At 69.7% G+C, this 12,177-nt stretch carries 12 protein-coding genes and 2 pseudogenes; 8 read left to right on the forward strand and 6 right to left on the reverse strand.

Going from position 1 to position 12,177, the window contains the following annotated elements; all coding sequences use genetic code 11:
• Positions 1–299: 299 nt before the first annotated feature.
• The 4 genes and pseudogenes from RH94_RS17345 (at position 300) to RH94_RS17355 (ending at position 4,634) form a co-directional block, all read left to right on the forward strand.
• Complete coding sequence (locus RH94_RS17345) at positions 300–1,322, forward strand: ADP-ribosylglycohydrolase family protein (RefSeq protein WP_073948486.1); 1,023 nt, start codon at positions 300–302, stop codon at positions 1,320–1,322.
• A gap of 462 nt (positions 1,323–1,784) precedes the next feature.
• A pseudogene (locus RH94_RS17350) lies at positions 1,785–1,994 on the forward strand (IS256 family transposase); the annotation flags it as partial.
• A 174-nt stretch (positions 1,995–2,168) separates the two neighbouring features.
• Positions 2,169–2,336: a hypothetical protein gene (locus RH94_RS40770; protein ID WP_158073062.1), complete on the forward strand. Its 168-nt coding sequence runs from the start codon at positions 2,169–2,171 to the stop codon at positions 2,334–2,336.
• Positions 2,337–3,338: 1,002 nt separating this feature from the next.
• On the forward strand, positions 3,339–4,634 hold the full coding sequence (locus RH94_RS17355; protein WP_073948487.1) for an LPXTG cell wall anchor domain-containing protein: 1,296 nt from the start codon (positions 3,339–3,341) through the stop codon (positions 4,632–4,634).
• 678 nt (positions 4,635–5,312) lie between these two features.
• Here RH94_RS17355 and RH94_RS40365 read toward each other — a convergent pair.
• The 4 genes from RH94_RS40365 to RH94_RS17375 form a co-directional block, all read right to left on the reverse strand.
• Positions 5,313–5,903, reverse strand: coding sequence for a hypothetical protein (locus RH94_RS40365; RefSeq protein WP_073948488.1), 591 nt, complete (start codon positions 5,901–5,903; stop codon positions 5,313–5,315).
• Positions 5,904–6,316: 413 nt separating this feature from the next.
• Positions 6,317–6,565: a hypothetical protein gene (locus tag RH94_RS17365; protein WP_073948489.1), complete on the reverse strand. Its 249-nt coding sequence runs from the start codon at positions 6,563–6,565 to the stop codon at positions 6,317–6,319.
• Positions 6,549–6,905 (reverse strand): hypothetical protein, encoded by a 357-nt coding sequence (locus tag RH94_RS17370; RefSeq protein ID WP_073948490.1) that lies wholly within the window; start codon positions 6,903–6,905, stop codon positions 6,549–6,551. The genes RH94_RS17365 and RH94_RS17370 overlap by 17 nt, the downstream gene beginning before the upstream one ends.
• Positions 6,902–7,237, reverse strand: a complete 336-nt coding sequence (locus RH94_RS17375; RefSeq protein WP_234425844.1) for a hypothetical protein — start codon at positions 7,235–7,237, stop codon at positions 6,902–6,904. The genes RH94_RS17370 and RH94_RS17375 overlap by 4 nt, the downstream gene beginning before the upstream one ends.
• A gap of 313 nt (positions 7,238–7,550) precedes the next feature.
• Here RH94_RS17375 and RH94_RS17380 point away from each other — a divergent pair, with 313 nt between their 5' ends.
• From RH94_RS17380 to RH94_RS17390, 3 genes and pseudogenes are all read left to right on the forward strand, one after another.
• On the forward strand, positions 7,551–8,051 hold the full coding sequence (locus RH94_RS17380; RefSeq protein WP_073948491.1) for a YfbM family protein: 501 nt from the start codon (positions 7,551–7,553) through the stop codon (positions 8,049–8,051).
• A gap of 333 nt (positions 8,052–8,384) precedes the next feature.
• Positions 8,385–8,612, forward strand: a pseudogene (locus RH94_RS46670) (hypothetical protein); the annotation flags it as partial.
• 188 nt (positions 8,613–8,800) lie between these two features.
• Positions 8,801–9,265, forward strand: a complete 465-nt coding sequence (locus RH94_RS17390) for a GNAT family N-acetyltransferase (RefSeq protein ID WP_079189081.1) — start codon at positions 8,801–8,803, stop codon at positions 9,263–9,265.
• Between the two features lie 298 nt (positions 9,266–9,563).
• Here RH94_RS17390 and RH94_RS17395 read toward each other — a convergent pair whose 3' ends face one another.
• Together RH94_RS17395 and RH94_RS17400 are read right to left on the reverse strand one after the other, a co-directional pair.
• Positions 9,564–10,661: a hypothetical protein gene (locus tag RH94_RS17395; protein WP_073948509.1), complete on the reverse strand. Its 1,098-nt coding sequence runs from the start codon at positions 10,659–10,661 to the stop codon at positions 9,564–9,566.
• 401 nt (positions 10,662–11,062) lie between these two features.
• A complete protein-coding gene (locus RH94_RS17400) occupies positions 11,063–11,569 on the reverse strand; it encodes a hypothetical protein (protein ID WP_143204033.1) in 507 nt (168 codons plus the stop codon).
• A gap of 175 nt (positions 11,570–11,744) precedes the next feature.
• Between RH94_RS17400 and RH94_RS43710 the strand changes: the two genes are divergently transcribed.
• The coding region (locus RH94_RS43710; protein WP_234425845.1) for a PRC-barrel domain-containing protein at positions 11,745–12,177 on the forward strand (433 nt) is incomplete at its 3' end.

The raw sequence follows: 12,177 nt of genomic DNA on the forward strand, positions 1-12,177 counted from the left end.
CCCTCCGGCTGCCGGCCCTCCCGGCCCACCTGGCTCGATTCCCCTGGCCGGAAGGGTGGTGTCGCCGGGAACCGGCCGCGCGTTCCCTCCGGGGCCTCTGCTCGTTCGTCAAGGCGGCGAGTCCGAAAAGGTCTGAAAGCCGACGGTCAGGCGCCTTCTGCACCGTCGGCGGCCTCGCTTCCCGACATCAACAGGACCGTTGGACCAGGCCGGATCAGGGCGGGCCCCGGAGGTTGTGAGAAGCCCCTTCCCTCATTTATGGTCGCCTTGACGATAAATGGGGGGAAGGGGCTTCTCGCATGACCACGACGACGGTGAGCAAGCGCGCCGCGACCGGAGCGCTGATCGGACTCGCCCTCGGGGACGCCCTCGGCTTCCCGACCGAGTTCAACGACGTGCCCTCGATCCTCGCCAAGTGCGGTCCCTGGCGGGAGATGGAGCTGCCGAAGCGCGCCTTCGTCTCCGACGACACGCAGATGACCCTCGCCCTCGGACGCGCGCTCAGGACTGCCCTGGGCCGGGGCACGCTCGTTCCGAAGCGGCTGGAGCGGCCGCTGCGCGAGGAGTTCGTCGACTGGTACCGGTCGCCGGAGAACAACCGGGCCCCGGGCAACACCTGCCTGACCGCCTGCAACCTGCTGGAGGCGGACGGACGGGTCTGGCAGGAGGCCAGCCAGATCGGCTCCAAGGGCTGCGGCGCCAACATGCGCGTGGCCCCCATCGGGCTCGCCCCCGGGCTCAGCGACGAACAGCGCGCCGGTGCCGCCCAGTTGCAGTCCGCGCTCACCCACGGCCACCCGACGGCCCTGGCCGCCTCGGACCTCACCGCCCACGCCGTGCACCTGCTCGCCCGGGGCGCCGACCCCGCCGGACTCGTCGGCCGACTGCGGTCGTACGCCTGCGACAACCGCACCCGCTACCACCACACCTGGCTCGGCGACCTGTGGACCCGCTCCCACGACCCCAGCCCCGAGCACTTCATCGCGCGCGGCTGGGACGAGTGCCTGGAGATCCTCGGCCGGCTCCAGGAGGCCGTGCGCACCGTCTCGCCGGAGGCGGACCCGTGCCTGGCCACCGGTGCGGGCTGGATCGCCGAAGAGGCCTTCGTCACCGGCCTGCTGTGCTTCCTGCTCTTCCCCGACGAGCCCGTCACCGCCCTGCGCCGAGCCGCCTGCTCCTCCGGCGACTCGGACTCGATCGCCTGCCTCACCGGCGCCTTCGCGGGCGCCTGGCTGGGCGCGGACGCCTGGCCCGCCCAGTGGGCGGACCGGATCGAGTACCGGGACGAGCTGCTGGCCCTGGGAGAGCTCTGGGACGTTTAGCGGCACGTGTGTGGCACGGCGCCTGCGACGGCGAAGGGCCGGCCTGGGAGGGGAACCCTCCTGAGCCGGCCCTTTCTCCTGTGCCCCGGCAGGACGCGAGCCGGCGACAGCCGCTTCAGGAGTGGGATCGAACCCTTGCCGGAGGCTGCTCGGTTCTGCCACGCAGCCCGCTCACGCCTCGCGCACGCACGAAGCCCCCGCATCCTGGGGCAAGGCGCAGCACACGCGGCCAGGCCGGCCCACTGTGGAGCAGGGCACTGGGTGCGTGGCGGACTGCGCCGGACGCCGGCGAAGGCAACCAGAACCGCGACCAGGTGGTAGAGGTCTCGCCGGCCGGGGGGAAGGGCAATGCTCAATACCTGTGGATCACTCCTGACGGAAGGAGGCGTACCTTCCCGATGGATCGATCGACAGGTCCTCGAGCGGGGCCGACGTTGCCGCATGGGCCGGGAAGGCACGCTGGTGCTTACGGTGGTCAACGAGGACGGCACCACGCCGAGCGGCAGTTCGCTGCTGGACGGGATCGTCCGGGAAGGCGCACGGCGGATGCCGGCCGCCGCGCTGGAGGGCGAAGTCAACGCCTACATGGCCGAGTTGGCCGATGAGTGCGACGCCAAGGGGCGCCGCCTGGTGGTCCGCAACGGCTACCGCCGGCTCCGCCGGGTCACCACATGATCGGCGGAGTCCCGATGGCTCGGTCGAGCCGGTGACCGGAGCGCCGACGTTCTGTGTCCGGCGGGAGATGTTTGCCATCTTTTGACCTGAAACGCCATCCAGTTCCCATCCTGAGACGTACCACTTTCAAGCATGTCTCATATGCCTCTGGCATATTCCAGGAGGAATGCCATGGCGATCTTCGACGCTCTCTTCCCCGCCCTGGGCCGTGACCACGGAGGCCACGGGGGCCACGGGGACCACGGGGACCACGGGGATCACGGTTTCGACCGGGACCGGGACCACGGCTTCGACCGGGACCACGGTTTCGACCGGGACCACGGTGATCACGGTTACTGATTCTGTCCACTGCCAGTGATGTGGAGCGGAGCGGACCGGAGCCCGAAGGGGCCGGTCCGCTCCGTCAGCACGTCCTGAGCCCGCACGGCCGGGCGCGAAGAAAGCGATCCAGGACATCACGGGCGCCGAGAACAAGCAGCACGCGCAGGCGGCGGTCAAGCTCCTGATCCGTAGGGCCGGGCAGCCCGCCTCGAGGGACCCGACGGTCTCCGGCGTCGACCGCTCCGGCCGGCGGTTGCGCGCGTCCATGTGCCGTCGTTGCCGTCAGGACTGCCGTCGGCTCGGGGCGACGCGCCGCCACAACGGCCATGGAGCGCGCCGGCCTCCGGGCCCCACTGTCGACAGGCGGGCTCTGCTGTACAGCCGCCCCTCGTCGACCTCGTCGGTGAGATCGATGCGGTCGACCGATCAGGTCGGCCAGGCGGCCGGGGAGGATATGAAAAACCGCGCGGGAGCCCTCCGGGTGGCAGCCGTTGAAATTCTTGGAGAAATCCATTCCCGCGCGTTGCGGCACGCTTGTTCTCTGCCTCGCGGGCGGCGTCGGTGAGGAATCTCCACGATTCGGCATGTCAAGATCCGTACTCCGTACGGAGCGACTCTTCTCACGGCGGTGACGAATGGATCCGTGCCCCGGGAGGGGTCAAGTCCCTGGATCCGGCCACGAGGATCCGCTCCTCGGCGTGCGTGACTGCCCTGGCCTGTCAGTGCTCGCTCACTCCTGCCGGGGGCGGAGCATCCCGGTCCGGCAGCCCGGACGCAGTGCGCACGCCTCGGACACCGCCTGCGCCGCAGTGACATAAGTCACAGATAAATGCGGGCGCCCTGAGCAACCATCCTCATTCGCCCCTTTCATTGGGGCGAATGTCCCCCAGAGGGAACCGCAGGACGGGAAAAGCGCCAACCCATCCTTTACTTGGGCCATACACTCGTCGGCATCCAGGCTGCCCCACGTGTGCTTTTCAGTGGCCGTTCTTCTTTGTCTCCGACCAAGAAAGGTCCCCAGTGAAGCTTTGCCGTCCCCTCGCCGTGGCCGCCGCCGTCGCGGTCGCCACGCCCGTCGTGCTGCTCACCGCCGCTCCGGCACTTGCCGCCGGGACGTCCACGGCACAGACGCAGAACCAGCCGACGTACGCGGAGCTGGTGAAGGCCGCCGCCGACGCGCAGAAGGCGTACGAGGAAGCCGTCATCGCCAAGGAGGAAGGGCAGAAGAAGCTCAAGGCCGCCCTGGACTCCCTGGACTCCGACACGCACCCGCTCAAGGCGGCCACGATCGCCGCGGACAAGGCGGCCAAGGAGGCGGCCGGCGCCAAGGAGGCGGCAGAGAAGGCCGTCGCGGACGCCGAGGCCGGGCTGGAGGCGGCCCAGGGTGACACGGAGAAGGCCGAGGCGCAGCGAGCTCTCGAAGCCGCCGAGATCGATCTGGCGAAGGCGGTCGAGGCCAAGCAGGAGGCCGATGCCACGGCCAAGGAGGCCCGCACCGCGCTGGACGACGCCAGGGTGGCGGCCTTCCGCGAGTACAGCGTGGTCCAGGACGCCCCCGAGAAGGCCCTCAAGGCCAAGGAGGCCGCCGAAGAAGCACTCGCCACCGCCAAGGAGTGCGTCCGTGAGAACGGGCTGACCTCGCTCGCGGTGGGGCTGCCGTCCAAGGTCGTTGCCGGGACCACCGTCGACTTCACCCTGCGCGTGACGAACGGAACCGAGCGCACGCTGACAGTGGACCCCCTGGCGTTCTTCCACGTGGACGGCGAACACCGCGGTGAGAAGAGCCACCTGGAGGTGGAATGGTCCAATGGCTCGGGCTGGCAGGCCCTCAACGGCAACGAACCCGAGCACATCGCGCACATCGACATCATGAAGCCGGGCGAGCGGAGTGACGTGAAGCTGCGGATGAAGGTCGACTCCGTGGCCCGGGCCGCCGACGCCTTCGCCCTGTTCGCCGGTGATGCCTCCGACGCGTACAACCCCTGCGTCCTGGGCCCGATGAAGCGCTACGACTTCGAACTTCTGCCCGTGGGCAGCAAGACCGGCCCGGCCGACGAAGCCAAGCCCGGCCGGCCCGGCGAGAACGATGACAAGCGGCCGGACGCTGCGAAGCCCGGCACGGATACGGGCCCCTCGGCGCAGGGCGGCGCGTCCAAGCAGGCGGCGGCCACCGGGACCGGCGCCGACGGCAACCTCGCCGAGACCGGTACGTCCTCCGCGATGGCGCCGCTCGCTCTCGCGGGCGCCGTCACCGTCGTACTCGGCGCCGGAGCGGTTTTCGCCGTACGCCGTCGCAAGGCCGCAGACAACGTCTGACCGCGGGGTGCCCGACCCCGCGGTCCGGCGCCCCGGGCTCCATGGAGCCCGGGCGGGTTCCGGACGTCTTCGCGGGTGAGCTGGCGGGACGGTTGCTGCCAGGATGGGGGGGCAGAGGCCCTGTGGAGTACTCCACAGGGCCTCTGGTCTGTTGCGCACTCGGCAGGATTCGAACCTGCAACCGTCTGGTCCGTCTGGTCCGTAGCTCTGAAGAGATCGGTCAGTAGAGTCAGCAGAGGTGGTAAAGGCTGCCGGGCGGGCCATGAGGGCCGGTGCCGGGCGCCGGCGGTTGCCGGGGTTGCCGTACCGGCGGCCTCGCCTCCGCTGCCATGCGTATGGGATCGCGCCGGCGTGCCGATCAGACGAAGATCTGTGACATGACAGAGAGGGCAGGCTCGGCGGGCCCTGAGCCCTCGGCCTCTCCGTCCCGAAGCAACTCGGCCGGGCGCTCGACCTCGGGCCCGAGCGCCTCTCACCTGGTGTGAGGGTCCGCAGGTGTACGCGCTTGTCCACGGTTGTGCGTCGGCGTTGTCACGCAGTCAGCCACTCGGCGGGACGGGAAACGGCCCGAGCACCCGTCAGCAGGTGCCCGCCGCGGCCCCGCGTACACCCACGACGCCGGGAACACCGGCCCGATTACGGCGGGCCGGGATCTTTCCCGTGCTCCGGGCGGCGCTGTCACCATTCGTCGTAGTCGCCGATCACCAGGAAGCTGCCCACGACGCCATCGTCACCGAACACGCCCCCGTGGACGGTACGGGTCACCACGCCGTTGGTGGCGCCGTGGGGGCCCACGGTGGCGACCGGAGCGCCGTTGTCACAGGTGAAGCCGCGGAAGACCTCGATGGTCTTCCGGCTGTCGTTGAAAACATTGAAGCTGTTGGAACCCAGCCCGCTGGCCGCGGTGATGCAGCCCTCAGCGGAGGCGGAGTACACACGTTCGTTGAAGTAGATTCTCCCCTCTTTCTCATGGCCGTAGCCGCGTCCGCCGCCCTCGCGGTCGCGGCCCTCGCCCTTTTCTCCGTTTGCGCTGCCGCCGTTCGCGGGAGCCGCGGCAGGGGCGGCTCGTTGGTCAGGCTGGGCGGCTCGTTGGTCAGGCTGGGCCGCCCGTTGGACAGGCTGGGCCGCCCGTTGGACAGATGCGGCCGGCTGGTGGACAGACGGGGACGCCGGGGTGGATCCGGAGGTCGCGGCGTAGGTGATACCGGTGGCTGCGAGGACCGCCGCGCCTACTCCGGCAGCGGCCACGGCAAAGGTTCGCGTGGGCATGACACTTCTCTCTGTCGCGCGGACGTCGGCCGGGCGACCGACCTGCGATGAACGTAACGACAGCCCTCGTAACTGTCATTTCGGACATGTCCAAGGCGTGACACCATGAGCCCAGCCAGGGGAAAACGCAGCACTCACCGCATACCGATGAAACATCTGCACCTCGCAAGATGCGCAGCATCACGGTGTCCGGGGCGGCTGAGTACAGGTCGGGAACCACTTCGCCGCCGCACTGGGGGGTCGGTGCAGGCTGTCGGGCGTTCTTTTGCGGGGGTGGTCGTCCTTGACGGCCTCTCCCAGGTTCGTTCTGCCCTCGGGCATCAGGACGGCGGCGCCACCATCAGGCCCGATCCCGGGCCCGGCCGCTGCCTGCGCCAAGCCGTTCAAACACGGATCACGAGCTGCGGGTCCGTTCAGACGGAGGGAACGGCGTCCGCCGGGGTGGTGTGCCAGTTGGTGACGATCGGGCCTTCGACAGTGATGGTGCCGACCGGTAGGGAAACCGGGTTGGGGTCGTCGTCACCGACGCCGACGATGATGGAGTCCAGTTCCTTGCCCGGGAAGCTCCCACATGCGGTGTCAGACGTGTGCCGCCGGACGGTACCCGGCTCGGGCTGCAGGATGAGGCGGTGGCCCACGAACTGGTCAGTGTGCTGCGTCACGATGACGTCCCGCTCCGCGGCCGACCAGGGTGAAGACGGCCAAGGCGACCGTCGCCGCGGTGCCCGTGGCCAGCGCGTCCGCAACGTACCGGCCCAGACCCGGACGCAGGACGTCGACGAGAGCGAACAGCACGACAGCCCCCGTGAGGCTCGCCGCGACCCCGGCCAGCCAAAAGCGGTGGCGCGCCCAGAACCACTGGGAAAGCCCCATGAGGATGAGGGGCGCAGGGGACAGTTGCGGCTCGTCGAGGGCGGCGAGCACGCCGTATCCCAGACCGCTGACGGCCCAGCAGGCAACGGCCACGAGCGCCGCCTCACTCCAGGGGACGGCCCGGTTCACGCCTGCCGCCCCTCATTCATGGCCCTGTCCCGACGGCGCTCCCACCGCCGGGACAGGAACGCCGCCAGGATCGAGCCGACCAGGAGCGGTCCGGCAACCCAGCGGATCACGTCCGCCGGCCGGCCCGGCTCCCCGCCGGCCATCAGGGTCACCGACTCGATGGTGAGGGAGTTCCCCAGCAACACATAGCCGAGCCCCCAGGCGAGGACCACCCCCACAGGTCCCCGGATCGGCTCCGGTGGCCGGCGCGGTCGGAGCACGGCCCGCCATCCCAACCACACGCAGCCCAGCCCCAGAGCCATGCTGAGCACGTCCACGGCTCTGTCGAACACCTCTGCCACGGTCCCGATCCCCCTCGCCTTCCTCTCTCACCTCCGGCAGGCCCAAGAACGCCAGGGCCGCCCCCGGCTCATCATGATGGCCGCCCGGACGCGGCCCCTCACCTGCCGGGTACGGCAGACGACCTGCACGACTGCTTTCCGGTACCCGGCAATGTGGGCACCTGACGTCACTTCTCGTGAACCTCCAGGGGGCGAGGTCACCAACTGCTGTCCAAACCGGCGGACAAACGCTGCTGCTTGAAGTGAACGAAACCGGACGGCCCGTCCGACGGTCGTTGTCAGTGGCCCCGCCTAGTCTCCGGCCATGAGCATGATCGGTGAGTACCTGCGTGTCACGGCTGCTGAGCTTGACCGAGCGATCCAAGATCCCGACTGGGCTCTGGGCTTCGTCGAAGAGGTCCAGGACGCCGAGGAGGAGACGGAGCCTGCGCCGGCCGAAGCGCGCCACTTCAGCACGTACAAGACCTGGGACATGCTCCGCTTCCTGCTGGCACGCGCCGAGTTCCCCGTGAACGTGATCCACGGTGAGGAGCCGTTCGCCGAGGGCGAGGACTGGGGCTACGGGCCTCCGAGGTACCTGCGGCCTGAGCGGGTCCGGCTCGCGGCGGAAGCTCTGCGGGCTACCGGCTATGCCCAGCTCATCAGTGGCGTGGACCCCGCTGAACCGACCAGCGCCGAGGTGTATCCGCTCGGATGGAGTGAGCCCGGCTCGCTGGAGTGGGGGCGCCCCTGGTACGACGGTCTCACACAGTTCTTCGAGGCTGCTGCCAGGGCGGACGACGCGATGCTCGTCTGGCTGGACTGACAGGCGAAGACGGCGGTGAGACCTCGGCTCGGGAAGCTCGGGCTGTCTCTGAACGGTTGCTGGGCTGAACTGCGGCGGAGCGGTGCCGACGTCCGGCCGGTCGTCGCCCCGGTTCCCGGTGTTCCCCGTGGTTCACCGCACGATCCGGCACGGGGGCGGCTCCGTGATCTGCGCGGCTTGGCCGGCCGGTCTGCTGGTCGGCCCGCTGGCTGACCGGCAAGGCTGAAGAAGTCCACGGCTCCGGCCGGTTCGGGCGCTGTGGGCTTGTGTCGTCGCTGATCGGCGTCGGATGACCTCGGACGGCGCGGGGACGGCCGTGAGCGGAGTTGGTGCCGGGACTTCTTCGGTGCCGGGGTCGACTACTGCCGGGCGCCTCCGCTTTCCGTCACGCAGCTGTTCTGGCCGGACGAGGAAGGCCGGTTCCCCTGGGGCGACCGGGCCGAGGAGTGCTGCCGCGCGAGCCGGTCCCTTCTGTGGGTCCCGAAGGAGGAGACCCGCGGACCGTGGGCCGACCTCGACCGAGACCGACGCCCGGTCTCGGACGGGGCGGCCTGGTGGTGAGCCCCGCGTCAGGAGTTCGATCGCGGGCTGGTTCCGGTGTCGTCGCCCGTTCTCGTGACGACCGGATCGGCGTGCGCGGGTACACGCCTGTCGGAGTTGTTGATGTCAGGGCCCAGTCACGACGGCTACCGGTGCTGGCTCCCCGTATTTGTGAGAGATCGGTAGGGGCCCGGGGGTAACCTCCCGCGGTGACCTCGCCCGACCAGCCCCTCGTGGCTCCCGATTTCGCCGTGCCGCATCCGCCTGTCACCGACCGCTTCCGCCTGGAGCCCCTCGGCCCTCAGCACAATGCCGCCGATCACGCCGCCTGGACCTCCAGCATCGCCCACATTCGAGCCACCCCCGGCTTCGCCGGCCGCTCCTGGCCGCCTCCAGGGGGCATGTCCCTGGAGGCCAACCTCGACGACCTGCGCCGGCACGCGGAGGACTTCGACCGGCGGGTCGGCTTCACCTACACCGTTCTGTCGGTCCCCGGGGACGACGTCATCGGCTGCGTCTACATATACGGCTCACGCCAGGACCCCGGTGTTACTGACGTCCGCTCCTGGGTCCGCGCGGACCACGCTTCCCTCGACGCCGAGCTCTACCGCGTCGTCAGCGACTGGCTGGCCCGCGCGTGGCCCTTCGAGCGTGTGGCGTACGCGCCTCGCTGAGCCACGCGATCCGTTCCGCCCCGTCCGGAGGGCAGAACGCAGAAGGCCCGCATGTGCACATGCGGGCCTTCTGATCCGGTTCCCCGGTCCGGGACTTGAAGCCCGGACCCCTTCGTCCCGAAGCAACTTGCGTGGGTGGTCGACCAGGGGCCGGTATGCCTCTCGCCTGGTGCGATGGACCACGGGCGTCCGCCCTCGTCCGCTGGTGTGCATGGGTGTTGTCACGCCGTCAGGCACTCACCGGCCCGCGACGCTCTGGGCTCCCGACCATGCAGTTCTGATTCCCCGCAACTGCCGCTCACGACCGTGTGGCAGTCCCGCACCCCGCATCGCCGGCCTCCCGCATGCGTGTTTCCATCGACGTGCTCCGGTCGTACGGGTCGACCTCGGGGCCGTCTCCCGGGCGCGAGGCCGCGCGCTCCGCGCTGAACTCGGGGGTGAGGTAGCCGGTGAAGGTATCGCAGCCGCCGTTGGTGGTGTCCACCTTGTAGGAGACGAGGGAGAACGTACCCGGCTCGACGACGACCTTCGCCGGGTCGTCCCAACTCATCACGACCTCGCGGCGCACGATGGTGCGCGCGACTTCGTCGCTTCCCGCTGCAGCGCGTACGACCGGATATACGTAGGTGACATCGGTGGTCACCTCGACCGCACCGCGCTCACCTTCTCGGTACGTGATCCGCCCTCGTGTCTTGACCACATCTCCGACAAGCCGGACCTTCGTCTTCTCGAACCGGCTGAACAGCAGCAGAGGATCGTTCTCCCGGCTGGGCGCACGGAACGCGGTCGCCAGGTAGTCCTGGACATCCTGCTGATGAGGGTTGATCAACGCGATCGCCTTCCTCGGCCGCTCCCCGCGCAGCACACCAGGATCCAGGCTGGACGCGGCGAGGAAGTCCCGGGTCCTCTCGAGCGCCTGCGCGACCTGCCCCTTGCTCATCCAGCCGGTCACCCGTGCCTCAGGCAGGCCGATCCCAGCCGTCCCGTCATCCCACTGCGCCGCGGGCGACCCCCTGAACGGCTGCTCCATGGTCGGATGTTGGGCTGCCGCTTCCGTCGGCGGCGGTTGATCCGGACGTTTCGACTCCACGGCGAGCGGCGTACTCTCGCCGCCTCCGCCTCCGAACCATCCAGCCACCCGCCCTGGATCCGGCGCCACGACCAGCAAGGTGACCGCAACCAGCAGACCGATCGCGTACCAGCCCTTACCTCCTTGCCGCCGGGCCGGTTGGTGACTCCGCCACGGCTCCGGTCGGCCGGTCTCCTCCCGCAGCCGCCGCGCCACCATCCGGGCCCGCGCCGACGGCTCCTCGGGCGCGTCCTCGGTCCCCGCCTCGGCTTCACGAAGGAAGCGCTCCCACTCTTCGTCCGGTATGGACTCCCCGCCCTTGCCCACGATGGGCCCCGCCCTTCCCACGTGCCCGGTCCCTCCCCAGGGCCGGTCATCTTCCGTGCATCCTCACACAGCTCGGTTCGGCTCCATGATCGCCGCCGGTGGGGGCCCGGCTCAGGGGGACCTACGCGGAAGGCCGACGGAGTCTCAAGGGCCGAGTCAAGCCGACGGAGCGCCGCCCCTCGTTTGAGAGCGGCGCCCCGCCTGGGACGGGTTCGAGTCTCATCCTCATCAGGTGGATCATCCCGGACCGCTGGCGCTGGAAGGTGGCATTCGAGCGGCGTTCGGAGTGGTCGCTGGGGTCCGCCTCCATACGCGTTCGTCCACCGCTGTTGGTGTCGGCCGCTGATGTCACTTGACGGGCGCCGGGTACCCCGAGCTTCCGGCATCTGCTGCGGTTGCTGTCAGCTACTGGTGTCCACTCCTTGGCGTCGGAACAAGTGTCGGGTGCCGCGGATGAAGAGGACGAACACCGTCCGGACTGCCATGAACACGGTGGTGAGGCCGAGCGCACGGGCAATCGGGTCAGAGATCGTGGTCCAAGGACCGGGTACGTCAAGAAGGAGCGAGAGCTCTTTGATCGCCACGGTCAGCCCGAACATGAACGGCAGCCGTTCCCCGTGAGTCCGTGAGCCCCACCTCACTCCGTAGGTGGCCGGTGGGCACAGGCCGACGGCTCGCGCTGATCTGCGGGGCCAGTCCGGACAGGATGCTCGGGCGGATCTCCGGCCGGCCGACGTAGCCACGGCGGCAGGGACCACCCGGGGCAGCACCGGGAGGCGGAGGATCCTCTGGACAACTGCTGCGGCCACCGCGGCGCAGTCGACGAGCAACTCGGTCGCCGCAGAGGCGACCGGCACGTCGTTGCCCGGAGTGACCGGCTGCGCCCAGGCGAACTCTGCGTCCTGCACGCCGTGGGCCTCCTCCACCGCCCTGACCACGCCCCGCCCCACGCTTCCGGCCGCACGGATGCCCACCCTGTTCGCGAGGCCGCACAAGCCGTACGCTGCCGGACTCCAAGCCCATTACAGGCCTTTCTGTCCCTGTTGGTGCCTATGTGTCTAGCGTGGGGGTGTGGATGGTGCCGTGCATCTTGCTCAGCTTCTCCGCCGGCCGGTGGTCGGGGGCGACGGCGAGGTGGTGGGCAGGCTCGCCGATGTCATCGTGCGGCTGCGGGGGCGCGACTATCCGCTGGTCACCGGGCTGGTCGCACGGGTGGGCGGGCGCGAGGTCTTCCTTCCCGCCGAGCAGGTTGCCGATCTGGACGGCGAGAAGATCACGCTGGCGAGCCCGCGGGTGGACCTGCGCCACTTCGAACGGCGCGAGGGCGAGGTACTGCTGCGGGCGGACGTACTGGGCCACCGGGTCATCGATGTAGCCGATGCCGAGCTGGTTCGAGCGTACGACATCGCGCTGGAGCAGCGGCTGGACCAATGGGTTCTGACCTGCCTGGACACACGGAGGCCGCCGCGCTGGCGGGGTCTGCGCAGAGGGCGTGCCGCTCAGCCCGACTGGCGGG

Origin of the sequence: Streptomyces kebangsaanensis (genome assembly GCF_001906585.1) — a bacterium.
In the GTDB taxonomy this organism is placed as follows: domain Bacteria; phylum Actinomycetota; class Actinomycetes; order Streptomycetales; family Streptomycetaceae; genus Streptomyces; species Streptomyces kebangsaanensis.

Coding starts and splice junctions, on each gene's coding strand:
- RH94_RS17345 (WP_073948486.1), top strand. CDS start 300: ATGACCACGACGACGGTGAGCAAGCGCGCCGCGACCGGAGCGCTGATC.
- RH94_RS40770 (WP_158073062.1), top strand. CDS start 2,169: ATGGCGATCTTCGACGCTCTCTTCCCCGCCCTGGGCCGTGACCACGGA.
- RH94_RS40365 (WP_073948488.1), bottom strand. CDS start 5,903: ATGCCCACGCGAACCTTTGCCGTGGCCGCTGCCGGAGTAGGCGCGGCG.
- RH94_RS17380 (WP_073948491.1), top strand. CDS start 7,551: ATGAGCATGATCGGTGAGTACCTGCGTGTCACGGCTGCTGAGCTTGAC.